Annotated in this window: 23 protein-coding genes; 4 read left to right on the top strand and 19 right to left on the bottom strand. The window is 42.8% G+C overall.

The features are described 5' to 3' along the window. Positions 1–18 precede the first annotated feature (18 nt). Complete coding sequence (gene galE / locus KFT32_RS12360) at positions 19–1,020, bottom strand: UDP-glucose 4-epimerase GalE (protein WP_211747519.1); 1,002 nt, start codon at positions 1,018–1,020, stop codon at positions 19–21. Positions 1,021–1,023: 3 nt separating this feature from the next. Then, positions 1,024–2,202, bottom strand: coding sequence for a galactokinase (locus KFT32_RS12365; RefSeq protein WP_349304902.1), 1,179 nt, complete (start codon positions 2,200–2,202; stop codon positions 1,024–1,026). A 222-nt stretch (positions 2,203–2,424) separates the two neighbouring features. On the opposite strand from KFT32_RS12365, the gene KFT32_RS12370 reads away from it, so the two are divergent. Beyond that, positions 2,425–3,315, top strand: coding sequence for an AraC family transcriptional regulator (locus KFT32_RS12370; protein WP_211747521.1), 891 nt, complete (start codon positions 2,425–2,427; stop codon positions 3,313–3,315). 95 nt (positions 3,316–3,410) lie between these two features. Here the strand turns inward: KFT32_RS12370 and mgrA are convergent, their stop codons facing one another. The 6 genes from mgrA to KFT32_RS12400 form a co-directional block, all read right to left on the bottom strand. Continuing rightward, positions 3,411–4,412, bottom strand: coding sequence for an L-glyceraldehyde 3-phosphate reductase (gene mgrA / locus KFT32_RS12375; protein WP_211747522.1), 1,002 nt, complete (start codon positions 4,410–4,412; stop codon positions 3,411–3,413). A gap of 158 nt (positions 4,413–4,570) precedes the next feature. Beyond that, on the bottom strand, positions 4,571–5,314 hold the full coding sequence (locus KFT32_RS12380; protein WP_249435844.1) for an NAD-dependent protein deacylase: 744 nt from the start codon (positions 5,312–5,314) through the stop codon (positions 4,571–4,573). Positions 5,315–5,335: 21 nt separating this feature from the next. Continuing rightward, positions 5,336–6,094 carry an HAD family hydrolase gene (locus tag KFT32_RS12385; protein WP_211747523.1) on the bottom strand — a complete coding sequence of 253 codons (759 nt, stop codon included), beginning with the start codon at positions 6,092–6,094 and terminating at the stop codon, positions 5,336–5,338. Between the two features lie 150 nt (positions 6,095–6,244). Continuing rightward, the gene (locus KFT32_RS12390) at positions 6,245–7,015 is read right to left on the bottom strand and encodes an alpha/beta fold hydrolase (protein ID WP_211747524.1); all 771 of its coding nucleotides are present in this window, start codon (positions 7,013–7,015) and stop codon (positions 6,245–6,247) included. Between the two features lie 29 nt (positions 7,016–7,044). Then, positions 7,045–7,713: a bifunctional 2-keto-4-hydroxyglutarate aldolase/2-keto-3-deoxy-6-phosphogluconate aldolase gene (locus KFT32_RS12395; protein WP_211747525.1), complete on the bottom strand. Its 669-nt coding sequence runs from the start codon at positions 7,711–7,713 to the stop codon at positions 7,045–7,047. Between the two features lie 79 nt (positions 7,714–7,792). After that, on the bottom strand, positions 7,793–8,761 hold the full coding sequence (locus tag KFT32_RS12400) for a sugar kinase (RefSeq protein ID WP_211747526.1): 969 nt from the start codon (positions 8,759–8,761) through the stop codon (positions 7,793–7,795). A 253-nt stretch (positions 8,762–9,014) separates the two neighbouring features. On the opposite strand from KFT32_RS12400, the gene KFT32_RS12405 reads away from it, so the two are divergent. Further along, on the top strand, positions 9,015–9,266 hold the full coding sequence (locus KFT32_RS12405) for a con-10 family general stress protein (RefSeq protein ID WP_211747527.1): 252 nt from the start codon (positions 9,015–9,017) through the stop codon (positions 9,264–9,266). A gap of 319 nt (positions 9,267–9,585) precedes the next feature. Continuing rightward, positions 9,586–11,274 (top strand): dihydroxy-acid dehydratase, encoded by a 1,689-nt coding sequence (gene ilvD / locus KFT32_RS12410; protein WP_211747528.1) that lies wholly within the window; start codon positions 9,586–9,588, stop codon positions 11,272–11,274. Between the two features lie 79 nt (positions 11,275–11,353). Here the strand turns inward: ilvD and KFT32_RS12415 are convergent, their stop codons facing one another. After that, complete coding sequence (locus KFT32_RS12415; RefSeq protein ID WP_211747529.1) at positions 11,354–12,790, bottom strand: YkoP family protein; 1,437 nt, start codon at positions 12,788–12,790, stop codon at positions 11,354–11,356. Positions 12,791–12,952: 162 nt separating this feature from the next. On the opposite strand from KFT32_RS12415, the gene KFT32_RS12420 reads away from it, so the two are divergent. Beyond that, positions 12,953–14,086 (top strand): AI-2E family transporter, encoded by a 1,134-nt coding sequence (locus tag KFT32_RS12420; RefSeq protein WP_211747530.1) that lies wholly within the window; start codon positions 12,953–12,955, stop codon positions 14,084–14,086. Positions 14,087–14,170: 84 nt separating this feature from the next. Here the strand turns inward: KFT32_RS12420 and KFT32_RS12425 are convergent, their stop codons facing one another. The 10 genes from KFT32_RS12425 to alaS form a co-directional block, all read right to left on the bottom strand. After that, positions 14,171–15,970, bottom strand: a complete 1,800-nt coding sequence (locus tag KFT32_RS12425) for a peptidoglycan D,D-transpeptidase FtsI family protein (protein ID WP_211747531.1) — start codon at positions 15,968–15,970, stop codon at positions 14,171–14,173. 117 nt (positions 15,971–16,087) lie between these two features. Beyond that, positions 16,088–18,220, bottom strand: coding sequence for a methyl-accepting chemotaxis protein (locus KFT32_RS12430; RefSeq protein WP_249435845.1), 2,133 nt, complete (start codon positions 18,218–18,220; stop codon positions 16,088–16,090). 219 nt (positions 18,221–18,439) lie between these two features. Next, on the bottom strand, positions 18,440–19,768 hold the full coding sequence (locus KFT32_RS12435; RefSeq protein WP_211747533.1) for a peptidase U32 family protein: 1,329 nt from the start codon (positions 19,766–19,768) through the stop codon (positions 18,440–18,442). 19 nt (positions 19,769–19,787) lie between these two features. Next, a complete protein-coding gene (locus KFT32_RS12440) occupies positions 19,788–20,717 on the bottom strand; it encodes a peptidase U32 family protein (RefSeq protein WP_249435846.1) in 930 nt (309 codons plus the stop codon). Positions 20,718–20,730: 13 nt separating this feature from the next. After that, positions 20,731–21,783 carry an endolytic transglycosylase MltG gene (gene mltG / locus KFT32_RS12445; protein ID WP_283246430.1) on the bottom strand — a complete coding sequence of 351 codons (1,053 nt, stop codon included), beginning with the start codon at positions 21,781–21,783 and terminating at the stop codon, positions 20,731–20,733. A gap of 131 nt (positions 21,784–21,914) precedes the next feature. Continuing rightward, on the bottom strand, positions 21,915–22,229 hold the full coding sequence (locus KFT32_RS12450) for a DUF1292 domain-containing protein (RefSeq protein ID WP_211747536.1): 315 nt from the start codon (positions 22,227–22,229) through the stop codon (positions 21,915–21,917). Continuing rightward, entirely contained in the window at positions 22,230–22,538 is a 309-nt protein-coding gene (locus KFT32_RS12455) for a DUF1292 domain-containing protein (RefSeq protein ID WP_211747537.1), read from the bottom strand. It lies immediately after the preceding gene. Between the two features lie 13 nt (positions 22,539–22,551). Then, a complete protein-coding gene (ruvX, locus tag KFT32_RS12460; protein ID WP_211747538.1) occupies positions 22,552–22,968 on the bottom strand; it encodes a Holliday junction resolvase RuvX in 417 nt (138 codons plus the stop codon). Between the two features lie 15 nt (positions 22,969–22,983). Beyond that, positions 22,984–23,244, bottom strand: coding sequence for an IreB family regulatory phosphoprotein (locus KFT32_RS12465; protein ID WP_211747539.1), 261 nt, complete (start codon positions 23,242–23,244; stop codon positions 22,984–22,986). Positions 23,245–23,389: 145 nt separating this feature from the next. Then, the gene (gene alaS / locus KFT32_RS12470; protein WP_211747540.1) at positions 23,390–26,011 is read right to left on the bottom strand and encodes an alanine--tRNA ligase; all 2,622 of its coding nucleotides are present in this window, start codon (positions 26,009–26,011) and stop codon (positions 23,390–23,392) included. Positions 26,012–26,147: the final 136 nt, after the last annotated feature.

The raw sequence follows: 26,147 nt of genomic DNA on the forward strand, positions 1-26,147 counted from the left end.
TTCATATCAGACATAGGTTTACTCTCCTTTATTCTTTGTACTGTAACCTTCTGGATGAGACTGATGCCAGCCCCACGCACTCGCAATCACATCTTCGAGATTTGTATATTTTGGATCCCAGCCAAGAACAGAGCGAGCTTTGTGGGAAGAAGCTACAAGGACTGCTGGATCTCCTGATCTGCGTGGTTCCATCACAACCGGAATATCAAGTCCTGTCACTTTTTTCGCCGTTTCGATCACTTCTTTTACGCTGAATCCTGTACCGTTCCCTAAGTTAAAGACATTGCTCTCTTCACCTTTGCGGAGATAATCTACTGCACGCAGATGCGCATCAGCCAAGTCACTCACATGAATGTAGTCACGGACACAAGTGCCGTCTTCCGTACCGTAATCATCACCGAAAATAGCGATTTGCTTACGTTGTCCAAGAGCAGTTTGAAGTACGAGTGGGATCAAATGGCTCTCCGGCTGATGATCTTCCCCGATTTTACCTCCTGCATGAGCACCTGCTGCATTGAAGTAACGAAGGGATACATATTTGATGCCAAGTACTTTGTCAAACCAAGACATCATGCGTTCCATCATCAGTTTGGTTTCACCGTATACATTGGTTGGCTCCGTACGATCTGTTTCTTCAATCGGCACTTTCTCCGGTTCGCCGTAGGTAGCTGCTGTAGAAGAGAACACGATTTTGTTAACGCCCGCTGTATTCATTGCTTCAAGAAGAGTTAACGTACCGAACACGTTATTGTCGTAATATTTTGCCGGCTTTTGCATGCTTTCTCCAACCAATGAGTTGGCTGCAAAATGGATGACTGCCTCAATATTATTTTCAGCAAACAATTTATCTAAAAAGACTTTGTCTCGCAAATCGCCTTCATAAAACGTGCCTCCCAGCACCGCCTCACGGTGTCCAGTCTGCAAGTTATCCAGTACAACTACTTCTTCTCCACGTTCAAGTAATGCAGCTACCGTATGAGATCCAATATATCCTGCTCCACCTGTAACTAGAATTGCCATCGTTTATTCCTCCCCATTCCATTCTTTTACTCCATCGCCTACACCGCATACATAGAATTCACCATCAAGACCTGTACGCTCTTTATAAGCTGTACCCACCTCTTTAACAAAACGTTCTACGTCGTCTTCGTGTACGAGTGAAACCGTGCATCCACCAAATCCTGCACCTGTCATCCGTGCACCCAGTGTACCTGGAATTTTTCGTGCTTCCTCGACCATTACATCGAGTTCTGTACAGCTTACTTCATACAGATCACTCAGGGATTCATGGGATGCATTCATTAACTGACCGAATGTGTTCAGATCGTTTGCGCTAAGTGCTTCGACGGAAGCGAGTACTCGCGCATTTTCTTCAACTACATGTCGAGTCCGGTTTTTTAATACGTCTTCACCTAGATGTGTTTCGAGCTCTTGGTATTGTTCTGGCGTCAATTCAGCAAGATACTGAAGTGTCGGCACATGCTCTTTCAAGATGGAAAGGGAACGGTCACATTGTTCACGGCGTTCGTTATATGCCGAATCAACCAACCCCCGGCGTTTGTTTGTGTTTCCGATAATGAGTTTGTAAGAACCTGTTTGGAAAGGAACATGTTTATATTCAAGCGTATCGCACATGAGCAAAATCGCGTGGTCCTTCGCCCCGTTCGCAACAGCAAACTGATCCATGATGCCGCTGTTCACACCAACATACTGGTTCTCCGCACGCTGGGAGAGAAGCGCAATCTCCACGGTATCAATATTGCCGCCTTCCATCGTAAGAAGACCGTATGCAGTAACGACCTCAAGAGAAGCAGAAGAAGACAAGCCAGCGCCATTTGGAATTTCACCATGGATCAAGATGTCATACCCTTTTGTTACCGGGCTTCCTGCTTTTTTCAGTTCAACCATAACGCCGATTGGATAATCGACCCATTCCCCTGTTTTTGATGATCCTATTTCCGATACCTTAATACTCGTTGTAAAGGGAAGATTCGTAGAGAAAAAGTGAATCTCGTTATCGTTTCGCTCACGAATAAGCATGGTTGTTCCAAATTCAAGTGCAGCCGGCAGTACATAACCGCCGTTATAATCGATATGTTCTCCGATAAGATTTACACGTCCCGGAGCATTAAAGACACGAATGTCAGAAGAATTATTTCCGTATTGGTTCGTAAAAGAAGTTGTAAGCTTTTGCACGTTCACGGGCATCTTCACCTCTTGTATAAGTTGTTTTGATTTATAGGTTTAGTATAATTGAAAGCGTTACAAAGAGTAATGTAGTGATGTGTTTTATATATGGATAAATGTGACCTCTAAACATAATTACATGTGGAAAACATTGGGATTATTTGAGTCTTTGCCCTGTTTTTTATGGTATACTCTGCTTATTATCACTAGATAGATCCAAGAGGGAGAGTATATCCCATGTCACAAAACGAAATTCCATATACCTATTCCGTAGCCTCTAATCCTGTTTCTTATGAGAATGGTTCCTTACACGTTCTTTTTGCAGGGGAAAGTCAGACAAAACCAAGTCATGCACTCGGACCCAAAATATATGATTATTATCTGCTTCATTATGTAGAGTCTGGTAAAGGGACGTTTAAAACAGAACATCACACTTATCATCTGAAACGAGGTGATCTGTTTCTCATTCACCCTTCCCAGCTAGTCAGTTATGTATCGGATGAGAGCGAACCTTGGAAATATCGCTGGATTGCTTTTACAGGAGCTGAAGCAGATGAACAGGTACGTTATACCGGTTTCACTTTAGATCTGCCTGTGTCGTCAGCAGGTGAACAGGATCAATTTTCTAAGCTTCTCGGATCGATGCAAGAGGCCTTTTACGATAAAAAAGAAAGCGCACATCTCACATCTCTTGGTTGTTTATATCTTGTTCTGGCCTTGGCAAAAGAACGACTTTTAATGGAATCGGCTTTGCCGCTCACTGATGCAAGAGTCGGAGGAACGGTGAAACAAATGATTCAGTACATGTCGACTCAATATGCCCATCCTGTCTCTATCGAACAAATGTGTGCAAGTCTCGGATATAACCGGGCCTATTTGTCCCGCATTTTCAAAAAAGAAACCGGCTTGTCCCCTGTCACCTACCTGCTTAAATTGCGGATAGACAAGTCTAGACAATTGCTAAGGGAAAGACCTGAGCTGTCAGTGGAGCAAGTATCCGCTTCTGTTGGATTGCCAGATGCACTTTACTTTTCAAGACAATTCAAGCGTTTCTACAAACAATCGCCCACCGCTTATCGAAAACAGGTTCAGATACAGCCCGTTGATAAAAAACGACCAATTACATGAATATGGAAAAAAAGCCCACCTTATGTAGATCATAAGGTAGGCTCTTCTTTTTGTAAACTTGTACCATTAACACAACTTAGTAGCGTTAGCGTAACTCAGGATTTGTCATCTTGAAGAATCGTCTCGATCCGGTCCATTTCTTCTTGGGTGAAATCAAGATTTTGAAGTGCTTCTACATTCTCTTTGATCTGACTCGGACGGCTCGCCCCAATGAGGGCGGAGGTTACTTTCCCTTCGCGAAGCACCCAAGCCAGTGCGAACTGGGCCAGACTTTGGCCTCTTGAAGCCGCGATCTGATTCAGAGCACGAACTTTACGCAACGTTTGAGGTGTAATCTGATTTTCGTTCAGGAATACCGAAGAACTTTTTGCTCTTGAATCTTCAGGGATGCCATTTAAATATTTATTCGTAAGAACACCTTGCTCCAATGGGCAAAAAGCAATACTTCCTGCTCCGCTCTCTTCCAGTACATCTTGCAGACCGTTCTCAATCCAGCGATCTAGCATGGAGTATCGAGGCTGGTGAATAAGAAGCGGTGTACCGAGTTCTTTCAAAATACGAGCAGCCTCTTTAGTTTGATCAGCAGAATAGCTAGAAATACCGATATATAGCGCTTTACCGGAACGAACGATATGGTCGAGTGCCTGCATTGTTTCCTCAAGCGGAGTATCGGGATCAAATCTGTGGGAGTAGAAAATATCTACGTAATCCAGACCCATCCTTTTCAAGCTCTGATCAAGACTTGATATTAAATATTTACGTGAGCCCCACTCCCCATAGGGTCCTGGCCACATGTGATACCCTGCTTTGGTAGAGATCACAAGCTCATCGCGATAAGGTTTCAAATCACTAGCAAGTACCTGCCCAAACATTTGCTCGGCTGAACCTGGGGGCGGTCCATAATTGTTAGCTAAATCGAAATGCGTAATTCCTAGATCAAAAGCAGTCCGGATCATTTCACGGCCATTCTCGGCATTATTGATTCCACCAAAGTTATGCCAGAGTCCAAGTGAAATCGCAGGTAATTTCAATCCTGAACGACCCAGACGATTATATTTCATTGTGTCATATCTTGTTTCATTCGCTACATAGACCATTTTGATTCATCCTCTCCTATGCATGCTCATACAACTATTTATTTCCACCATTTATGATAGACTTTATTTCCCTCACTGGCAAGAAACCGTTTCCATATAATGCGATAAAAAAATAAGCCTATCTTCAACTTCAAGACAGGCTATCACTTTCGTAGCCGTTACAGCAATGCATTTACTTGATCCATTACTTTTCCAATAGGTTCGGTTATCAGCAAATCGGCTTTTTTATCATAGGCCGTAGGCGTAGCATTCAGCAGTGCAATATGTTTGCCCTGAAAATACATAATGAGCTGTGCGGCAGGCTGCACCGTTAGCGAGGTACCGCCAATAATTAGGAGATCCGCTTCAGACAAGGCATCCACAGCATGATACAACGTACTTTGATCAAGCGCTTCTCCGTAAAGTACCACATCTGGTTTAATGATGCCTCCACATTTCTCACAGTAGGGCACCCCACCACCTGATTGCAAGATAAAGTTCAAATTATAAAATTTGGAACAATCCATACAATAATTACGATGAACGGAACCGTGCAATTCGTGTACTGTTTTGCTACCAGCTGCCTGATGAAGTCCGTCAATATTCTGAGTAATGACAGCTGACATTTTCCCTTCCTGCTCTAGCCGGGCCAACAATCGATGTGCTCCGTTTGGACTCGCGTAAGGATGCAACATTTTGTTGCGGTAAAAATCATAAAAGATATCAGGATGCAGTTTAAAGAAATCGATACTTAACAGCTCCTCGGGAGAATACGGGGAATGCTGCTCTGTCTGATAAATCCCTGCTGCGGAACGGAAATCTGGAATGCCGCTCTCTGTGGAGGTACCTGCTCCGCCGAAAAAAACAATTTTGGAACTTTGTTTAATCCAAGTCATTAATAGTTCTACTGAATCCGGCATCATATGTCCTCCATTCCCTAATCTCTACTCTAACGAAATTTGCTCATAATCAGTAATGATTGCATCTGCATCATGTAAATAAATTGAAGTTCCTTTGCTTATAATTCCTATCCCGAGGGCTGCACCTGCATCCTTTGCCATCTGCATATCTCCATTGCTATCACCAATGACAGCACAATCTTGTGGAGATAGTCCAAGCCTAGTACAGGCCACGTGAACACTTTCCGAATGAGGCTTACTGTTCTTCACCTGGTCATAACCGATTATAACATCAAAATAATCCAATATCCCAAGCCATCTTAAATGGAGTTCTGCAGCGTCACTAGCGTCTGCTGTAACCACGCCGAGCCGGAGACCTTTTTCTCTACATCGTGATAAAAACGGTAGGAGACCCGAGATAGGCTGAGCGTGCTCTTGTTTCACTGTAGTCATGGCTTGCCTGCTAATCGTTCGGATATAGCTAATCGCATCATTCCAAGGCATTCCTGCCGAATATAGCTGCCAAGCTAGCACTGCTGTGGATTCACTTACAGTTGCAATAGCAAAAGGACCTTGTGGATCATACCCGCTCACTTCCCTGTTACTATCGTATAACGTCCCAAGCACCTGATCTCTATGACCTGTAAAAGAACGTCCCATAGCTGTCAGCTTGTTCTCTAGATTATCCAGGACAAAAGTAGCCCAAGGCGTCCACAGTTTATCAATATCAAGCAGTGTTCCATCCTTGTCAAACAAAATGCCCGTAACGTGTGCCGCATTCGTTTCTGTCCTCAGCAAAGTCATTTTTCGATCTCCTCCACATTCCTTTATTCCATAATATAAAACAATAAATGATGTATAGAATACATCAATCTCATGATAGTCATCTTATAGAAAAAAAATCTGACCGGGATCACCGGTCAGAATCATGTTATACCCTATTATCTGTTACCCTTATTTCGTCTGTTTGATCTGATTCATCCACGAAAGTAGAGAATCAGCAGTAAGTTTAACCTGCTCCTCCATCGTAATATCCGCGGTTCCATCCCCTTTTTGCGGGCCGTAATCACCATACTGTGCATGATTTCCACCAGGCAGATTGTAATAGATTGTATCCGGAGGGAGATAGTCTCTACCTTTTTCTACGTTTTCACGATTTACAACGTTATCCTTGTCACCAATAATACTAATGACAGGAAGGCCCGTATCACGTACACTGCCTTTTTCATCTGCATAAGATCCAAGCAAAAACATTCCGGCAAGTGTGTCCGCATGATCTGCAGCAAATCTTGCAGCCATAGCCCCACCAAGCGAATGTCCCCCAATGACAAAGGACTGCTGAGGGTAAGCTTCCATCACTTTGGTTGCCGAATTCCCTCCAGCAAAAGCAAGGTTCGCTGGCATTTTCATCAAATATACCGGATGGCCCTCTTGTGCTAACAACTGTGCTAAGGGAGCATAACTTGCTTCTTCAACAAATGCCCCTTGATAAAAAATAACACTTACACCTTCGGGATGCTTCGGTTGAAATTCGATCCACTCTTTCTTGTCCACCACTTCAACTTGCTCCGTGGGCTGCATCGCAGCTTGAGCGGACTTCAGCGGCTCAAGTGTACTCAGGGATACATAGGCAATCATCCCTCCTATCACAAGAACAAATACGATTACGATGCTCCAAATTGTAATTTTCCACTTTTTATGTTTTCTTCTCTTGCTGCTACTCAATTTAGTTCACCCTTTTTCTTATCATTATCTTATTTACTGAGAATGGCTTTTCGGTACGCTTCCATATACTCTTCAGCCTTTCTCCTTACATGAGACATGTCTCTTGTCTCCACTGCTTGCTTTGTTAAATCCGACCCAATACCAACAGCGACAGCCCCGCCTTGAATCCACTCTCCTAGATTGCTTAAGGACACCCCACCAGTAGGCATGAAATTTGCCTGTGGAAGTGGTCCTTTCATTGTTTTGATAATAGAGGGATCATACACACTGCCTGGGAACAATTTCACAACATCAACACCGAGCTCGAGCGCAGCTTGTACTTCGGCAATCGTCATCACACCTGGCATAATCGGTACGCGGTACAGATTACATAGTTTAACGGTATCTGGATTCAGCGATGGCCCGACGATAAACGAGGAGCCAGCCATAATGGCTGCCCGTGCAGTCTGAGGTTCCAGTACAGTTCCAGCTCCGATAATCGCAAAGCGTTTTTCATCTTTTGTGTTCCAGCTGTACGTTCGGCTTAACACTTCAATAGCATGCAATGCACCTGGGACCGTCAGTGTAATCTCAATAACTTTAATTCCTCCTGCTATTGCTTGCTCTGCCATCTGGATCACTTGTTCCGCAGAATCTGCGCGAAGGACAGCCACGACACCATTCTCTACTATTTTCTGTATTAGCTCCAGCTTTTTCATCGTTCTTACAACTCCTCTAATTATGTATGATTTGCTTTACTATTTCAAAAAGTACCGATGCAGGCCTATATACTCCCATCTATCGCTCAATGTGCTGAATGTTATTTAAAGCTGCCTCAACCTGACTATAAGTCGGAAGAGCTTCCCAGTCTCCCACAGCCTGAATGACCATACTTCCAGTCAAACTGCCAAGTCTTGTCGCTTCCACAGGATCCTTCCCTTGTAGCAAACCTGACAAAAATCCTGCACAGAAGCCATCTCCAGCTCCTACCGTATCAAGTACTTGATCTGCTTTTACATAAGGCACTTGATGTACTTTACCCTCATACAGGACATAAGTGAGATTAGGTCCACCTTTTACAATAGATACCGCTTGCAGTTTTGATAATTTCCCAAAAATTCGTTCGGTACTTTCTTCATCATATAAAAGTTTTAGCTCATCAAGCCCTGGCAAAAAATAATCTGCTTGCTCCGCAAGGGATAAAAGAACCGGCCTTGCTTCCTCAAGCGACCATAATTTCATCCTCAGATTAGGATCAAAACTCACTTTCACACCCGAATCTTTTGCGATCTGGATCGCCCTCTGAACCGTCTGTAAGCTTGAAGAACTGATTGCAGCTGTAATACCGGTAATGTGAAGTATTCTTGCTCCCGCAATATAATCTGGGTCCAGTTCATCCGGAGTCATGTAACTTGCGGCGGACAGCTTCCTATAATAATGCACCGAGGATTTTGCAGGCATATTCTCGCGAATCATAAGCCCCGTGGACATTCCATCCCTTAGTTTCGCTCGGGATACATCGACACCTTCTCCACGAATCGCCTTCAAGATCATCTGCCCGAGCGGATCATTTCCAAGCCGCCCACACCAGCCGCTTTGATGTCCTAAACGCGCTAGACCAATAGCTACATTACTCTCTGCCCCGCCAAAAGATTTATGTAATGTGGCAGCGTACTCAAGTCCCCTCGTATCTTGTGCTGTGAACAGCCCCATGCTTTCTCCAAAGGTGACTACTTCAGGCGGAGTAAATCCGATCTCTGTTTTCATGATGAGCCCTCCCTTTTCTAAACAATAATTCAAGATCCTTTGACTTCTAATCCACTTTCATTTAGGTTCATAAACTTCCATTATGGTTCGATATATCTATTGTTATCCCGGATGGAACCGTTGTCAATCGTAAAATAACAACTTTGTTTAACCTTGGCCACGTTCCTTTTTACAAAAAATGGTTCAATCTCGTTTCACTGTAATCTAGACGTGGTAAGTACAAGAATAAACACTTGATAAGGAGTGAATCGAAATGGCAAATGAAAAACCAACTCGTCCAAAAATGACCCGCGCTGAAGCCGGTCGTCTCGGCGGAGAAGCCACTTCTAAAAAATTTGATCGAACGTTTTACGAAAATATAGGAAGAAAAGGTGGGATAACCACATCTGAAAATCATGATGCAGATTTCTATCAAGAGATTGGTAGTAAAGGTGGACAAGCTACCGCCCGCTCTCATGATCGTAGCTTTTATCGTGAAATTGGACGTAAAGGGGGCCTTCGTTAAGTATTTTTTCAACAATATTGTTTATCTACCTTTAACAAAAAAGGGACTTGTCATCTCATGACCTATCGCCTGCTTTATATCAATGGATCTATGGACCTTCCAAGAAGACAATTGGTGGTCCGTCAGGCAGTGTATCTAAGTCAATGTGAGAAGATACAAGTCTCTTTTTCTGTTTGTGTATACCTTAGTTCCCTTAATTTTGTAGAAATATGACGTGAACTGTGATAGACTCATAAAAATTATATTTTACTATTTGCGATTAAAGCGTCACAGAGGAAAGTTATTCATTTCATTTTGATTCTGGGGGGAAACAGTCATCATGGCACCAAATAAAATGCGTTCCGATATGATTAAAAAAGGTTTCGACAGAGCACCGCACCGTAGCTTGCTTCGTGCAGCAGGGGTAAAAGAAGAGGATTTTGGTAAACCATTTATCGCAGTATGTAACTCATATATTGATATCGTACCAGGTCATGTACATCTTCAGGAATTCGGTAAAATTGTAAAAGAAGCGATCCGTGAAGCGGGCGGGGTTCCTTTTGAATTCAATACAATCGGTGTCGACGATGGTATTGCAATGGGACACATTGGTATGCGCTATTCCCTACCAAGCCGGGATATTATTGCAGATTCAGTTGAAACTGTCGTATCGGCACACTGGTTTGACGGTATGGTTTGTATTCCGAACTGTGACAAGATTACGCCAGGCATGATGATGGGCGCACTGCGCGTTAACATTCCAACCATCTTCGTCAGCGGTGGACCGATGAAAGCAGGCCGTGATAGTAATGGTCGTGCTCTATCCCTCACTTCTGTATTTGAAGGTGTAGGTGCTTATCAAGCAGGTAAAATCGATGATAAAAGTTTGCTTGAACTGGAACAGTTTGGTTGTCCTACATGCGGATCTTGCTCCGGTATGTTTACAGCGAACTCCATGAACTGTCTTGCCGAAGCAATGGGTCTTGCTCTTCCGGGTAATGGTACCATTCTTGCGGTTTCTCCAGAACGTCGTGATTTTGTCCGCCAGTCTGCCACTCAGCTAATGGAGCTGATCAAGCTGGATCTGAAACCTCGTGATATCGTAACCCATGAGGCCATTGATAATGCGTTCGCTCTTGATATGGCAATGGGCGGTTCTACCAATACTGTGCTTCATACCCTTGCGCTCGCTCATGAAGCGGGTATCGATTATCCAATTGAACGTATTAACGAAGTGGCAAATCGTGTTCCGCATTTGTCAAAACTCGCACCTGCTTCCGATCTTCATATTGAAGACGTTCAGAATGCAGGCGGTGTAAGTGCCGTACTGAATGAACTCCTCAAAAAACCAGGTGCAATTCATGGCGATTGTATTACCGTTACCGGTAAAACCATTCGTGAGAATGTTCAAGGTAAGGAGATTCAGGATCATAATGTCATTCATGCTTTGGACAATCCGCATTCAGAACGTGGAGGTCTTGCTGTACTCTTTGGTAACCTCGCTCCTCAAGGTTCCATTATTAAAGTTGGTGCGGTAGATGCGTCCGTAGGTGGATATCATAAAGGCCCTGCAATCTGCTTTAACTCACAAGAAGAAGCACTCGAAGGTATTGCAAATGGTAAAGTAAAAGAAGGAAATGTCGTTGTCATTCGTTATGAAGGCCCTAAAGGCGGTCCGGGTATGCCAGAGATGCTCGCTCCTACCTCTCAGATCGTTGGAATGGGACTTGGTGCGAAAGTCGGCCTTATTACAGACGGACGTTTCTCTGGTGCATCCAGAGGAATCAGTATTGGACATATTTCTCCAGAAGCAGCCGAAGGCGGTCCAATCGCATTTGTGCATGACGGAGATCTGATTGAGCTTGATCTGAACAATCGTAAAATTGATCTGCTTGTTAGTGAAGAAGAAATGGAACGTCGCCGTGCTGACGAGTGGACTGAGTTCGAACCAAAAGTGAAAACAGGGTATTTGGCTCGTTATTCCAAACTCGTTACCAACGCAAGTAATGGCGGAGTACTGAAAATCTAATCACTCATGAATAAAAGGATCCTCAGCTTAAGTGAGCTGGGGATCCTTTTTTATGTCCTATTTTTTATGATATTAAGTATCAAGCTACAGGTGGTGTTCTACTTAAATCAGTGCTTCCAGTAAGTATAGATGATTCATCTTCCTCATAAGTTTCTTCCATTACATCCTTTTGGGATGATGGCTCAGGACTATTTTTACTCCCGAATCGTTCATACAAAACATCCATTGGCATGATAATCATTTTGGGTACCATTTGCTGACTACCCTCTTTTAACCGTTGCTGACCTTGCGGATGAATGACGCTAAGTAGAATTTTCAGATAGACTGAACTAGATGCAGCAAACCATCCCTTCGGCAAATCCTTAACGAGGAATCCAAATTGCTCTGGTCCGCGATTAATCATCGTCACTCCATACAATGCCTTAACCTGGGCAGCATCTGGATCCACCGCTGCAATTCGTGCTAGATCAGGAAGTTGTTTTTCCATCGTCCGGATCATTCGAATCGCAAGATGAACAGATGTGCGTGATGAAGTACCTAATTGATACAATTTTTTATTGTCAAAATGAAGCTCAATGATAGAATCGCCCTTTTCAAGAAACGCTCCGTCTGCCATTGGTACCCGATTACCCTGGTATGGACGAATCCGATAATGTAAAAAAGGATCCTGAGGGGTAATTGTCTTTAGATGGGTTATCATATGGAAGACTTTTTCCCAACCTAACCACAGAGTGACTACTACTTTTTTCATTCCTGCTTTCATGTTTATAAGCATATCCTTCCCGAAACGTATTACTCCGTCTTTCTTTGCTGCATTATGAAGAGCAATCATTTCATCGATGCGAATGCTTTGAAGTCCTTTATGCTTCGCTTCCTCCAAAATTCTCTCCAGTGCAAGAAGCATGATTCGGGGAGCATGTTTATCAGCACCCGGTGTAGTTCCACAATCGTGAAGTACCAGAACTTCACCACCACGAAGTTTTTTTCTCATTCGTTCAGCTAAACGTTCCTCTCCGATACGTTCTTTCCAGTCTCCAAACATTCCTGACCATAGAACAATACGATGATGATGCTTTTTCGAGAAATCAAATAAATTGGTAATTCCCCATGGCGGACGGTAAAATTGAGTATGCGAACCCGTAATCTGATACACAATGGTATCTGTACGTTCAATTTGCTGTCGGACAAGCTTAGGAGACATTAACCAGTTCGTGTAATGCTTGTAATTGTGAATACCAATGAGGTGACCCTCTTCATGAATTCTCTTTAGCAGATCTTGATTTCGCTCTGCATGTTCTCCCACTACAAAAAAAGTAGCTTTGACACCATACCTTTTGAGCAGATCCAAAAGAAGTGGTGTATAGTATGGATCGGGTCCATCATCAAAAGTAAGAGCATAATCTTTTATGTTTTTTCCTTTTCTAAACACACGAAAACCGAATAACCGGCTAATCAAACTGGGAATAAATGCATAAAAGGATGTAATGTAAAAAAGCAAAAGCAACAAGTTTTGCATAATCTTATTCCTCACTTCTCTCGCTAGTCTCGCCTGCAAATCAAAACAACACTAATTGTTATTTTATCATATTGTGAATAAAATGAACCTTTGAATTCAAATTTTGCGTATACTTCCTTAAATGTTGATATTTAAATGAGATAAAGGAGTCGTTGTTATCGTATGCTTCCTCTGTATAAAAAGTATTGGCGCACCGCTTTTGATATTGGTCTAATTGCGCTCACCGTTTTTTTAATTATGTTCGTCTCAAGCAAGTTGTATCAGATCGCAGCGCCTGTATTTCTTTCCTTTCTTGTCTTTATAATTATTGAACCACTTGCCAAATTTCTACATCGCAAAGGAATAAAAAAAGCGATTGCCTCAGCTATTTCAGTCTTACTCTTTCTCGGTATATTACTCGGTATATTTTTTGGACTTGGTGTTATCGTCGTCTCGTCCATTGTTCAATTTCAGGATAATATCCCTTACTATACCGAAATGATTCAGACCCAGTTCAACCAGTTCATGACTTTTTTACATACACAAATTGATGCACTTCCAGCCAGCGTGACGAATCAGGTAAATGATTACTTTGAAGTCGTCACTCAAACACTATCTGCCTGGGGAAAAATATTCATTGGTTATATTATTACTATGCTCAGCTCCTTTTCCTCATTTATAGGAAATTTTGCTGTTGCCATGATCCTTGCGTTCTTCCTCAGTGTTGAAATTGATATATGGCGGGCACTAACGAAAAGAAAAGCACCTAATACCATCAAACAAGCGTATTTATTTGTGAAAAATCACGTACTTATTTCTATTGGTTCCTATTTAAAAGCTCAATTAATTCTTATCTCCATTACATTTATACTTGTATATGTAGGATTGTTGATTGTAGGAACCGGAAATGCTCTTACCATTGCACTCGTATCCGCCTTTTTTGATTTATTGCCTCTGCTTGGTATACCAGTTATTTTTATCCCATGGATTATTTATTTGTTTATCGTAGGAAACACAGGAACGGCAATCGGGCTCATTATTGTTCTAGTGGTAACCATGCTGACTCGACAACTGGCAGAGCCAAAAATTTCCGGTAATTCGATTGGTGTCACATCTGCTTATTTAATGCTATCCTTTATGCTCATATCCTTGTCCATTTTCGGCATTGCAGGTGTTATATTATCACCAATCCTACTGATTCTAATTAAGGAATTACTTCAGCAAGGGTACTTGCAGCGCTGGATTCATCTTCCTGAAGATGAATTTCAAACCTCTCCTTTTATTGTAGACGACCCAGTTAACCCACGGGAAGAATAAAAAAACAAAATTAAAACCTCTACCGTCCCTATTGAATAGGGAAGTAGAGGTTTATTTGATTTACATTCAGTCACCATTCACGATTTAAGTTGTAGCCAACATGTTCATTACCTGTTTAAATAACTGCGTAGCTTTGTGTTTAGAGGTCGGTTCCACATGCTTTACGAGTACAGCAACTGCATAACGTGGAGATTCTACCGGACCATATCCGATAAACCACTGATGGTTTAATTTTCGTGAGTTCTTCAAAACTTGAGCTGTGCCTGATTTTCCAGCAAGATGCCATGTTGCCTGCTTTAGAGCTTGTCCTGTACCTTCCTCCACTACCTTGTCCATAAAATGCAGCAGCTTGTTCGCTGTAGACTTGCGGATAGAAGGCATACTGCTTCCCGATAAACGGTGCTCTGGAAGTTCTGCCAGCACAGTTCCGTCCGCATAATGAATTTGGGCGACGATGCGCGGAGATAACACCTCTCCCCCATGTAAAAGTGTCACGATAAGATTGGCTGCTTGCAGTGGAGTGACCTTTACATCCCGCTGTCCAATCGCTGTTTGTATCCTGGCACCTTCATCATCAAGCTGAATACTCTCTTTCGTGTTAAAGATGCTACCTTTCTCTTCATGATCGAACAGCCGGAAATGCTCTTGTCCCAAATAATGATTCTGTTCAAATCCAACCGCTCTCCCAAGTCCAAGGGAGTTAGCTGTATCTGTTATCTGCTTCGCACTCAATCGCGATGCCACCTCGGCAAAAGTAATATTGCAAGACTGAGCAAAACCTTCTTCGAATGTCAAAATTCCATGGCCCGCTGTTTTCCAGCAACTTAGTCCATATTTTCCATAATGGCCGGTACAGTGGAATTTCTCATTAGGGTGAACCACACCTTGTTCCAGAGCAGCTGCGGCAGTTACTATTTTAAAAATAGAACCAGGAACAGCAGCCTTCAGCGCCTGATTTCCCCATTCATTCTTCGTCATACTAATATGCTCCGGATCATAAAAAGGTCTCGATACCATAGCTACAACGTCTGCATTCCGTACGTCAAGTACGACAACTGCTCCCTCGGCAATACCTGCCTGAGCGGTTAGTTTTTCTACTTGTTCTTGTATATCTATATCCACTGTAGTCTCGACATTCAGAGGATACTTCGGATTGCGGGGTGCAATTACCCTAGCCCCTAGATTTCCTTGTAATGGATTTTTATGTCCATCTACCATATTGGATACTATGGTAGGTCCAAGTCCTTTCAGCACGGGTTCCAAGCTGCGCTCTAAGCCCCCTGCCCCTGACTTCACGTTAAAAGGATCTTTAACCTCCATATGACGATTGCTCATCACAGTCTTTTCCGGGAGTTCTGCAAGATAACCAAGCCACTGCCTTCCATTTTCTGCGCCCAAGTACCGCTTCATATAGGGCAGCGGCTTGATGACGTCTATATTCATGTTACGGAGGGACTCAGCCTCTGTAGTTGATAGGATCATTGGCTCCCCAGAAGCACCCTTCCAGCATTCCGGTGAGGTTAAGGTGCTCCATTTCGCCCACAGTACCTCATTACTGATCTTCAGCACGTCTGCTACCTCTAGCAGACTGTTTTTCTCTTCTTCTGTAATCTGGTCAGGCAGTGGAAACAAAACAGGTATATATACCATTTGTCCAGTCAGCGACTTATGGTGGCGATCAAGAAACTGTCCACGGCCCGAATCCATAATAATCCCTTGTTCACGCTGTAATACTGACATCTCTCTCATCGTTCTTCCAGTTTCAAGTACCTCTTGATTGACGCTAATAAACTGAATGTACCCAAGACGAATAATTAATACAAGAAGCAGCCCCCCTAATAAAAGAAGCATATAAAAAATTCGTCTTTTTCTTATCAGGTCCATACAGTCGCCTTCTTTCGACTTTTTTGGCTATTATCCCCTATTTGCCCATATTAAAAACCCTGCCTCCTTATTTCAGGAAACAGGGTGTGATTGGTGTTCATAATCTACATGTAATGATTAATAATGAAAAGCAGACAAGGTTGATTTCAGCTCTCCCGATACCTTTTCAAGTTTAGCGGACAACTCTACCAGATGATTACCGATACTTTGCTGCTCACTGCTCAATGAGGCTACTTCTTGTGATGTCGCGGAAGATTGCTCTGCAACGGAACTCACATTCATCATCGTCTCGGAAAGCGTAATCTGGGACTCATTTAACGCTTCTATGGAGACCGAGGTTTCATTCAGCCTTTTCACGAAGTGCCCCATTTGATCCTCCACGGTTTGAAAAATCTCTCCCGTTTCTTTTACTGCTACAATTTGTTCCTGGAATAACGGGTATGCTTCTGACAAAGCAGCTACTGTTTCGTTCATTTCATTCATAATGCGATCTGTCATACTCGCGACCATATCAATGGATTCTTTGGACTGATCTGCCAGTTGACGAACTTCCCCTGCAACCACCATAAATCCACGTCCAGCTACTCCTGCCCTTGCTGCTTCAATCGTAGCATTCAAAGACAAAATATTCGTTTGTCTTGCAATGTTATGCAGCACATCTAGAATACTAAGGATCGAGCTTGTACTGTCCTTGAGTTGATCTACTTTATGAACAAGTGAACGAATCATCTCTTCACTCTGTTCCGTTTTACTAATAAGCCCTGTTAAATACTTGCTACCTTCTTGGCTTGCGCCTTCCACTTCTCGTGCCGAACTCCCTAGCTCTTCATTGGTTACTACGACTTTCTGCATCTGAGCAGAGATCTGCTCCGTCATCTCGGAACCTCGTTCTGCTTCACTTGCCAGATTCGTTGCTCCTCCTGCAATTTGTTCTGTTGCTACGGCTACTTCGGTAGCAGAGGCAGCAGTTTTCTGAGAGGCCGAGCTTAGTTCCGATGCTGTATGCAATACATCCTGTGCAGTCTGGTTGGTTTGCTTAACAAGATCCGTAATTTGCTCCATCATCTGATTAAAGCTAGCAGACAACTGTCCAATTTCGTCTTTTGAGTGATGCGATGTACGAACAGTCAAATCCCCTTTAGCCCCTTGATACATGAGATCCTTTAGCCTGGATAGAGGTGTCGCAATCATCCGCACCATCCATATGCCGATTAACAAAGCAAGAATCGCTGCGGCTACGGCAAAAATAACAGTAACTATTAATATCTTATTCGCACCTTTAAGCAGTTCATCTACAGGAATCATCCCAATCATTTTCCATCCGGATATGCCCAGCGTATTATATACAGCTAGTACTTCCCTGTGTTGACCTTCAATAGTATTCTCCGTGTCTTTAAATCCGCTTTGCTCAGTGAGATCATTAATAAAAGAAAGTTCCGATTTTTTACCTGCTCGATCTGATATTGAGGATCCAACGACAGTTCCATCTTCAGCGATCGTTTGAATGACTCCGCTTTCTCCAAAATCCACTTTTTTGAGTTCGGTTTCCAAAGCACTAGCTTTAATATCGAATACAAGCACATAAGTACCAATGCTTGTACTAATATTTTTTAACACTCGCGCCATACGGTATGTATCTTCTGATCCATCTTGTCTTACTACAGTCGGGAGCCACTGGATTCCGCCTTTTTCCAGCAGAGCCTTAAACCACTCTTCGTTACGGAGCTCTGATAGTCCTGCACTTGCTCCTGTGCTAATAATCGGTACTTCTGGTTTCTGATGAATAAGTGCAATGGAAGCTACCGTTTTATTCGTAAATTGCATATTCATCATTTGTTCAGAAATCAGTGACATCGCCTGATAAACTTCAAACTCTGTGACGCCGCTTTTCGTGAGATCTGTCAAATTCTTTTGAATGTTCGTGTCAAAAAAAATCTGTGTTGACATATCCACATAACGCTCCATGATAATATCTAATCTTTGTGTAATCTGTTCCATCGTTTCCTGATTCGCTGTAGCTGCATTATCTTTAATCGTCGCTTTGGCTGTCTGATAGGATAAGGTCCCGAGTCCAAATACAACGAGTAGAATAGCAATCATAAAAATAAGGAACAATCGCACTCCTACAGATTGAATTGGATTTAGATTATTTAACCGTTTCCATGAAAAACGTGTTCGCTCTCCCTTCTTTTTTGTCTGACTTCCTTCTTCTGAGTCACGTTTTTTCCTTAACTTAACAAATCCTTTCATTCTGCTCACCGCCATTAGTCGTTATCGTTTCAAAACCTGACATTAATAACTATTATTTCGACATTTTGATGGTAAAACCTTTGCTTTTATGAAAAAAAATTGCACCTTTTTTCCTAGATGTCTATAAAAAAAGGCCCTCATCTTCCGATAGATGAGGGCTTTAGACCTGTTTTTCATTAATCCCCCCCCTTTTTTGCGGAGGGTCCTTACTGAAAAATATTATTTTTTCTTACGCATCATATCAAAAAAGGCAACAGGTTGATCTACTTTTACTTTTACCAGCTGCAATGGATGACGGGCTGCATCAAGTAAATTACCAGCTTCATCATAGATTTCACTTACTTTTTGCTTAAAGAAAGTACCGTTCGGTCCAAAAAATTCAATCTCATGTCCCGGTTTGAAATAATTGCGTTGTTGAATCGTAGCCATCTGTGACTTCTCATCATAATCCATTACAAGTCCTGCAAAGTCATAAGGCACTGCTTTTTCTTCCGGCTCATAAATATGATCCTCATGATCTGGAGTATCATAGAAAAATCCAGTATTCAACGGACGATTCGCTGCTTTCTGAATCTCTTCCAGCCATTCCGGCTTTAGAACATAGTTCTCTGGGTCAGCCATGTAGGAGTCAATTGCTTGACGGTATACATTAACGACCGTTGCCACATAGTGAATGGACTTCATCCGTCCTTCAATTTTAAAGGAATCAATCCCTACGTCAATAAGATCCGGTATGTTTTCCAGCATGCAGAGATCTTTGGAACCCATCGTAAACGAATGGTCTCCTTCTTCATACAACGGAAGCTGATTTACACCAAGTTCGAAATTTTTGAGAATACGAGAATCTCTTGTATCTTCTTCAGATACCCATACCTCATTTTCTCTCGCGTCCTCGAATAAATCGTATTTCCAGCGGCAAGATTGGCAGCATCCGCCTCGATTCGAATCCCGATCAGTAAAGTGATTGGACAACACACATCTTCCGGAAAAAGAAGAACACATCGCACCATGAATAAATGCTTCAATTTCAATATCTACATTTTGCTTAATCTCAGCAATTTCTTCTAGGCTCGCTTCTCGTCCAAGAACGACACGTGGAAGCCCTTCTTCTTTCCAAAATTTCACCGCTTGCCAGTTAATGGTCGATTGCTGTGTACTAAGATGTACTTCAAGACCCGGAACAGCACGTTGTGCAACGTCAATAATCGCAGGGTCTGCTACGATAATTGCCGAAATTCCAACTTCATAAAGCTTGTTAAGATAGGCTTCAATACCCTCTACATCTTCATTATGTGCATAAATGTTCGTTGCAACAAACACTTTTGCCCCATACTTCTTAGCAAATTCGACCCCTTCCCGCATTTCTTCAAAACTGAAATTGTCGGCATTTGAACGAAGGCCGTACTTTTGTCCACCAATATATACTGCGTCCGCACCATAATGAATAGCAAACTTCAGCTTTTCCAAGTTTCCTGCCGGAGCAAGCAGCTCAGGCTTGTCCAGCCGATAACGTTTGCCCGTATATTTTGGTTTCGTAATCGTGTCCATTTCCTTTTACCACCTCATATTAATAAACTTGTTCTTTATAGAAAAATCCAAAGGACAGTTCGCGCTCCGGATCCTGCATTTCCCGTACCTCATCCAGCCAAGACTCATCATATTCGTAGTTTAGTGGGTCTACCGTGTAAGCATCGATTGCTTTACGATATGCCCTTACAACAGCCTCATTGTATGCAGTGCTTTTTAGAATTCCTTCGATTTTGAAAGAATGTACCCCTGCATTCATTAAGAGATGGAGATCTTCCATAATACAAATATCTTCCGAACTCATAATATGGGTTCCATTCACATCTTCATAGATAGGGAATTTCTCATCCCGACGCTCTGCTTCAATCAGAAATAGGCCTCTTGCCAAACTCAAATCTCCATCTACCGGCCGTCCTTGCTGTTTCATGTAGCTAGCAACCAGTTGGCGTTTGGAATGATAAATGTTGGTCATACCATGAATCTGTACCTGAGCTTCAACTTCAAGCATGGGTACCATTTCTGTAATTTCATCCATATTCAGTTCTCTAGCAAGAACTACTCGGGATGCCCCTTTACGCCCCCAATAGTTGGAAGTACTATAGTTGGTAGAAGTCATTTCTGCATTCCAATGAAGTTTGATCTCCGGTGCAATCTCACGTACAGCCCGAAGAACAGAGGGATCATTAAATTCGATACCATCTACTCCAGCTTCCTTAAGACCACGGACATAATCCGGTATTTCAGGAAGAAGTTCATTCGTCATAATGTTATTCATGGAAACGTAAACCTTGGCATGATGCTCTTTAGCAAGCTTAACTGCCTCCTTGGTTTGTTCCAAGGTAAAACTTCCAGGTAATCTCATACCGAAACGATCGTCACCGATAATAATCGCGTCAGCTCCTGCAGTAAGTAGCACTTCTGCTTCTTTTAAATCACTTGCCGTCACTAGCAATTCGTAAGGCCGAGTCAAAGCCATCCCTCCGTTATTCCGCGCTTTCTTTGCTTTTTTCTATATTCTCCAAATGCTCTTCATACGTTTTGGCAAAAAGATGTTCCGAACTTCCGTCTTTTTTCGTTACATAAAATAGATAGTCTGATGCTTCAGGTGATAATGCTGCCTCAATTGCACTCAAACTTGGGCTTGCAATCGGTCCTGGGGGCAATCCCGCGTTCCGATACGTATTATATGGGCTCTTTACTTCTAAATCTTTATAAAGCAAACGTTCTTTCTGCTTGTCCAGCAAATATTGAACGGTTGCGTCCATTTCAAGTCTCATGTTCTTTTCAAGGCGATTATAAATGACACCCGCTACCAAAGGTCTCTCCTCGGGAACCACAACTTCTCTCTCAATGAGGGAGGCGACCGTAAGAAGTTCATGCACCGTAAGGCCGCGTGCTTTCAGTTTAGCTTCAAAATCAGGTATAGCATCCAGTTTAGCCTGCATTTCCGTCAGCATACGTATAATAATATCTTCTGCGGTACTTCCCTTTTTAAGTTCATACGTTTCGGGGAACAGATAACCTTCTAGCTTAAAGAGATAGTCTGGGTTATCCGGGATCTCAGCTACAAGTGGAATATCTTGAAACAACTCTGGCTGATTAATCATATCCATGAACAGCTTGTTCACCGTCACACCATCTGTATCCAGCTTCTCGGCAATCTGCTTCAGGGTATACCCTTCAGGAATAGTGAACTTCAAAGTTTCTTCTTTCTGTACATCTCCATTATTTAACGAAGTAATAATTTCTTTGTAGCTTTGACCTGGCACAAAAGCGTACGTTCCTGCTTTAAAATTAGAACCTTCATTGTTGAGTTTTAAATATACTTTAAAGAAAAAACTGTTGCGTATCAGTCCATTTTCCTCCAGTTTATCCGCGATCTGCGCCGTACCTGTTCCTTTATCAATGGTGAAAATAACAGGTTCTGATGCTGATGCTACAGGTCTCATTGACTGCCATACATATAAGGCGCTGCCTGCAAGCACCACCATGATCACAATAAGGATAATGAATCGCCTGAAGTATTTTGCTTTCAAAAAATCCAACCCCTTCACAGCCAAAAAGAGCGGACTTCTCCGCCCTCTCATAAGCCGTATTTTAAGTAAGTATACCTAGATTTCTATAATAACATACAAAGCAGGCACCTCGGTAGAGGTGCCTCCTCGTATTACCCTTGGTCATCTGGTAAGGACCATTCATCATAGAGCTCTGCAATATTTTCCCATTCTTCATCATCTTCAATCGTGTGAAGCTCTGGAAGTCCTTCTGCTGTGAATTCCACACGCAAAAGTTCATATTCTTCGTTCTTACTGTTTAGAGATTGCAATACCGCATAACCTTGACCATGCACTTCAAACTCAGCAAGCAATTCATAAGGAACGGATTTACCGTTCGCTTCCTCCAGCTCAACTTCTGTTCCAAATGCTTCTCGCAAGCGAGTCGTTATGATCAGATCCGCTCTTGAAAAAGGAAAATCCGTCATTTATACAGTCTCCTCGTCATCTTCTGAATCTACGAGAGTATTAAATGTTTCTTCAACAATCGCCCACTCAGCTTCATCTTGAATCATAAACAATTTAATATCGTCTCCGTCTTCTTCATAACGGAAGGCATATACCTCAGATTCATCTTCGTCATCGCCAACCTCAACGGGAACAACCATCATGTATTTAGCATCTGAACCATCTACATCAAAGGTCATTAGGACCTCAAATTCCTCATCGTTGCCTTCTTCATCCGTAATATATATGATCTCGCGATCCTCTTCCATACCCACATGATTATCAGTCATAGTAAACTCCCCCTCACCTTGTACTTTTGGCATCTAAATAATTTTGCAATATTAAGCTTGCGGCCATTTTGTCCACAACCTTTTTACGCTTCTTTCGGCTTACGTCGGCTTCAACCAGCGTACGTTCTGCCGAAACGGTGCTGAGCCTTTCATCCCATAGGTGAACGGGCAAGTCCAATGTTTCCCGCAGCACTTCTGCAAATTCAATGCAGATTTCACCACGAGGACCAACGGTACCGTTCATATTCTTGGGCAATCCGACGACGATTTCACTAACCTCGTTCAATTTAACAAGTTCAGTGATCCGTGCAATCTCATTCCCTTCGCGGCGCCGTTCTATTACTTCTAATCCCTGGGCAGTCCAGCCAAAGGCGTCACTAAGTGCAACGCCAATTCTGCGGTCGCCATAATCCAAACCTAAAATCTTCATTTCGTTCTCCTATTCTTATCGGTGATTGGCCAGATAAGAACGTACTAATTCTTCAATCAGTTCGTCGCGTTCTTTTTTGCGGACCAGACTTCTGGCATTGTTGTGGCGTGGAATATAAGCCGGATCCCCAGAAATAAGATACCCAACGATTTGATTAATCGGGTTATAATCTTTTTCCTGAAGGGAGTCGTACACTTTAAGAAGAATCTCTTGTGCAGAAGCTTCTTCCACATCGCCCTTCACATTAAATTTGACTGTCTTATCCATGGAGTCCATATACGACACCTCGCTTCTGCATAAAACAAAAACTTTTCATTTTTGCTATGCCGAATTGATTTCTTCTTTATAATAACATATTCTGTCCTCTGTAAATATAGCAGGAAAGTGAGAATATTTTGTTTTTTGTAAACGGTACAAAACCTTACCCAGCAATGATTTGTTCAGCAAGGCGCAGTGCTTCTTCAAGTTTGGAAGCATCTTTACCACCAGCTTGAGCCATATCTGGACGTCCGCCACCGCCGCCGCCGCATACTGCAGCGACTTCTTTCACAATCTTACCTGCATGCAACCCTTTCTTGACCTGATCTTGAGGTACAAGGACAACAAAGTTTACTTTTTCCTCTGCTGCCGCACCAAGAACAATAACAGTGTCCGGTAATTTCACCTTAAGTTCATCGGCAAGTGTACGAAGTGCATCCATCCCTGCTGCCTCAACACGTGCTGTCAATACTTTGGTATCTCCATGTTGAACCACTTTATCCGTAAGTTGTCCTGCTTCAATGGAGCTTAGTTTACCTTGAAGGGATTCATTCTCACGCGTTAGGTCTTTCACTTGAGCATGCAGTGCATCAATCCGTTTAGGCACATCATTTAGGTTCGACTTGAGCAGAGCCGCGGATTGTTTTAGTAGATCCAATTGGCCTTCCAAGTATTCATATGCACCGCGTCCTGTTAGGGCTTCAATCCGTCTTACACCGGAACCGATCCCGCTCTCGCTCACTAGTTTGAACAAGCCAATCTCCGATGTATTATTCACATGACAACCTCCGCAAAGCTCAAGGCTGTAATCGCCGACTTGAACGACACGAACAATATCTCCGTACTTTTCACCGAATAAAGCCATAGCGCCCATTGCTTTTGCTTCGTCAATAGATTTGAACTCGATGACAACATTCAGTTGTTTCCAAATTTGTTCGTTTACTTTACGTTCGATTACGCTAAGTTCCTCCGGCGTGATTCCGCCAAAGTGCGAGAAGTCGAACCGCAAACGTCCTGGTTCTACAAGAGATCCCGCCTGATTAACGTGGTCTCCTAATACTTCTTTCAGTGCTTTATGCAGCAGATGTGTAGCTGTATGATTTTTTACAATCGCTTCACGACTTGTTTTATCAACTTCAGCTTTGACTTGATCTCCTACACGAAGTTCACCAGCATCGATCGTTACCATATGAATATGTTGACCAAGAGGTGCCTTGAAAAGACCTTTTACTTTCACAAATGTAGTTTCCCCGCGCAGAATACCTTCGTCACTCACTTGGCCGCCGCTCTCCGCGTAAAATGGAGTACGGTCCAGAACGATCTGGCATGTATCTCCTTCACTTACTGAATCAACCATTACTTCATCACGAATAATGGCAACGACATTTGCTTCTGTCACGAGGTCATTATATCCAACAAATTCACTTTTAACCGTCAGTTCCGAGATCGCGCCACCCTGAATCTTCATACTAGCGCTATCCTGACGAGCTGAACGCGCACGATTACGCTGCTCTTCCATCGCCTTATCAAAACCTTCTCGGTCGACTGTAAGGCCGTGCTCTGCCGCATAATCTTCCGTAAGATCAAACGGGAATCCGTAAGTATCATACAGTTTAAAAGCATCATTTCCGCTAATCATATTCTGTCCATTTGCTTTCGCTTGTCCGCTAATATCAGCAAGAATGGCAAGACCATCACTAAGTGTTTCATGGAAACGTTCTTCTTCCGTTTTAATCACCTTAGCGATAAATTCACGTTTTTCTATTACTTCTGGATAGTAAACACCCATTACATCAGCTACCTGCTGTGTCAGCTCATACATGAATGGACGGTCAAGTCCAAGCACTTTTCCGTAACGGACTGCACGGCGTAGCAATCTGCGGATTACATATCCACGCCCTTCATTGGAAGGAAGTACACCATCACCTACGGCAAATGCAACCGTACGTACATGGTCAGCAATCACTTTCAGCGCTACATCAATTTCTACACTATCGTTATATTTAACGCCTGCCAGCTCAGCTGTACGCTGAATCGTAGGCTGGAATAGATCCGTATCAAAGTTGGAGTCTACGTCCTGCAAGATGGAAGCGAAACGCTCCAGACCCGCACCTGTATCAATGTTTTTATTCGGAAGCGGTGTATAGCTGCCATCTTTATTATGGTTGAACTGGGAGAATACCAGATTCCATACTTCAAGATAACGTTCATTTTCTCCACCAGGATACAGTTCTGGATCTTCCGGATCATTACCGTAAGCTTCTCCGCGATCATAGAAAATTTCCGTACATGGACCGCACGGACCCTCACCAATATCCCAGAAGTTCTCATCAAGCTTGATGATTCTTTCTGCTGGCAGGCCGATTTTTTCATTCCACAGTTTGAAAGCTTCTTCATCTTCAGGGTACACGGTAACTGACAAACGTTCAGGATCAAATCCGATCCATTTTTTGTCGGTCAAGAATTCCCAAGCCCAAGTAACTGCTTCTTCTTTGAAATAATCACCAATAGAGAAGTTCCCTAACATTTCGAAAAAAGTATGGTGTCTACGAGTTTTCCCTACATTCTCGATATCATTGGTACGAATACATTTCTGAGAGTTCGCAAGACGTGGATTCTCAGGTTTCACTCGGCCGTCAAAATAAGGCTTCAGTGGCGCCATTCCTGCATTGATCCACAACAGCGATGGATCGTTATGAGGTACGAGCGATGCACTCGGTTCGATTTTGTGGTTTTTGGATTTGAAAAACTCGATCCATTTGGAACGGATTTCACTTGCCTTCATGGTCATAACCTCCGGTTTAAGTTGTATATTAGGTTAGCCCGGACATTTTATTGCCGAAACTACCGCTGCTCCGTAAACGAATTGTCTCTCGGTCGTCGTTGGTTTGAATACCGGTCTGGAGAATAAATTTCCCCTT

The sequence above is a fragment of the Paenibacillus sp. Marseille-Q4541 genome, assembly GCF_018310695.1.
Taxonomy (GTDB): domain Bacteria; phylum Bacillota; class Bacilli; order Paenibacillales; family Paenibacillaceae; genus Paenibacillus.

Bases quoted from the DNA above. Each gene is read 5' to 3' on its own strand.
- galE (WP_211747519.1), bottom strand. From the start codon at position 1,020: ATGGCAATTCTAGTTACAGGTGGAGCAGGATATATTGGATCTCATACG.
- KFT32_RS12370 (WP_211747521.1), top strand. From the start codon at position 2,425: ATGTCACAAAACGAAATTCCATATACCTATTCCGTAGCCTCTAATCCT.
- mgrA (WP_211747522.1), bottom strand. From the start codon at position 4,412: ATGGTCTATGTAGCGAATGAAACAAGATATGACACAATGAAATATAAT.
- KFT32_RS12380 (WP_249435844.1), bottom strand. From the start codon at position 5,314: ATGATGCCGGATTCAGTAGAACTATTAATGACTTGGATTAAACAAAGT.
- KFT32_RS12385 (WP_211747523.1), bottom strand. From the start codon at position 6,094: ATGACTTTGCTGAGGACAGAAACGAATGCGGCACACGTTACGGGCATT.
- KFT32_RS12395 (WP_211747525.1), bottom strand. From the start codon at position 7,713: ATGAAAAAGCTGGAGCTAATACAGAAAATAGTAGAGAATGGTGTCGTG.
- KFT32_RS12400 (WP_211747526.1), bottom strand. From the start codon at position 8,761: ATGAAAACAGAGATCGGATTTACTCCGCCTGAAGTAGTCACCTTTGGA.
- KFT32_RS12405 (WP_211747527.1), top strand. From the start codon at position 9,015: ATGGCAAATGAAAAACCAACTCGTCCAAAAATGACCCGCGCTGAAGCC.
- ilvD (WP_211747528.1), top strand. From the start codon at position 9,586: ATGGCACCAAATAAAATGCGTTCCGATATGATTAAAAAAGGTTTCGAC.
- KFT32_RS12415 (WP_211747529.1), bottom strand. From the start codon at position 12,790: ATGCAAAACTTGTTGCTTTTGCTTTTTTACATTACATCCTTTTATGCA.
- KFT32_RS12420 (WP_211747530.1), top strand. From the start codon at position 12,953: ATGCTTCCTCTGTATAAAAAGTATTGGCGCACCGCTTTTGATATTGGT.
- KFT32_RS12425 (WP_211747531.1), bottom strand. From the start codon at position 15,970: ATGGACCTGATAAGAAAAAGACGAATTTTTTATATGCTTCTTTTATTA.
- KFT32_RS12430 (WP_249435845.1), bottom strand. From the start codon at position 18,220: ATGAAAGGATTTGTTAAGTTAAGGAAAAAACGTGACTCAGAAGAAGGA.
- KFT32_RS12435 (WP_211747533.1), bottom strand. From the start codon at position 19,768: ATGGACACGATTACGAAACCAAAATATACGGGCAAACGTTATCGGCTG.
- KFT32_RS12450 (WP_211747536.1), bottom strand. From the start codon at position 22,229: ATGACGGATTTTCCTTTTTCAAGAGCGGATCTGATCATAACGACTCGC.
- KFT32_RS12455 (WP_211747537.1), bottom strand. From the start codon at position 22,538: ATGACTGATAATCATGTGGGTATGGAAGAGGATCGCGAGATCATATAT.
- ruvX (WP_211747538.1), bottom strand. From the start codon at position 22,968: ATGAAGATTTTAGGTTTGGATTATGGCGACCGCAGAATTGGCGTTGCA.
- KFT32_RS12465 (WP_211747539.1), bottom strand. From the start codon at position 23,244: ATGGACTCCATGGATAAGACAGTCAAATTTAATGTGAAGGGCGATGTG.
- alaS (WP_211747540.1), bottom strand. From the start codon at position 26,011: ATGAAGGCAAGTGAAATCCGTTCCAAATGGATCGAGTTTTTCAAATCC.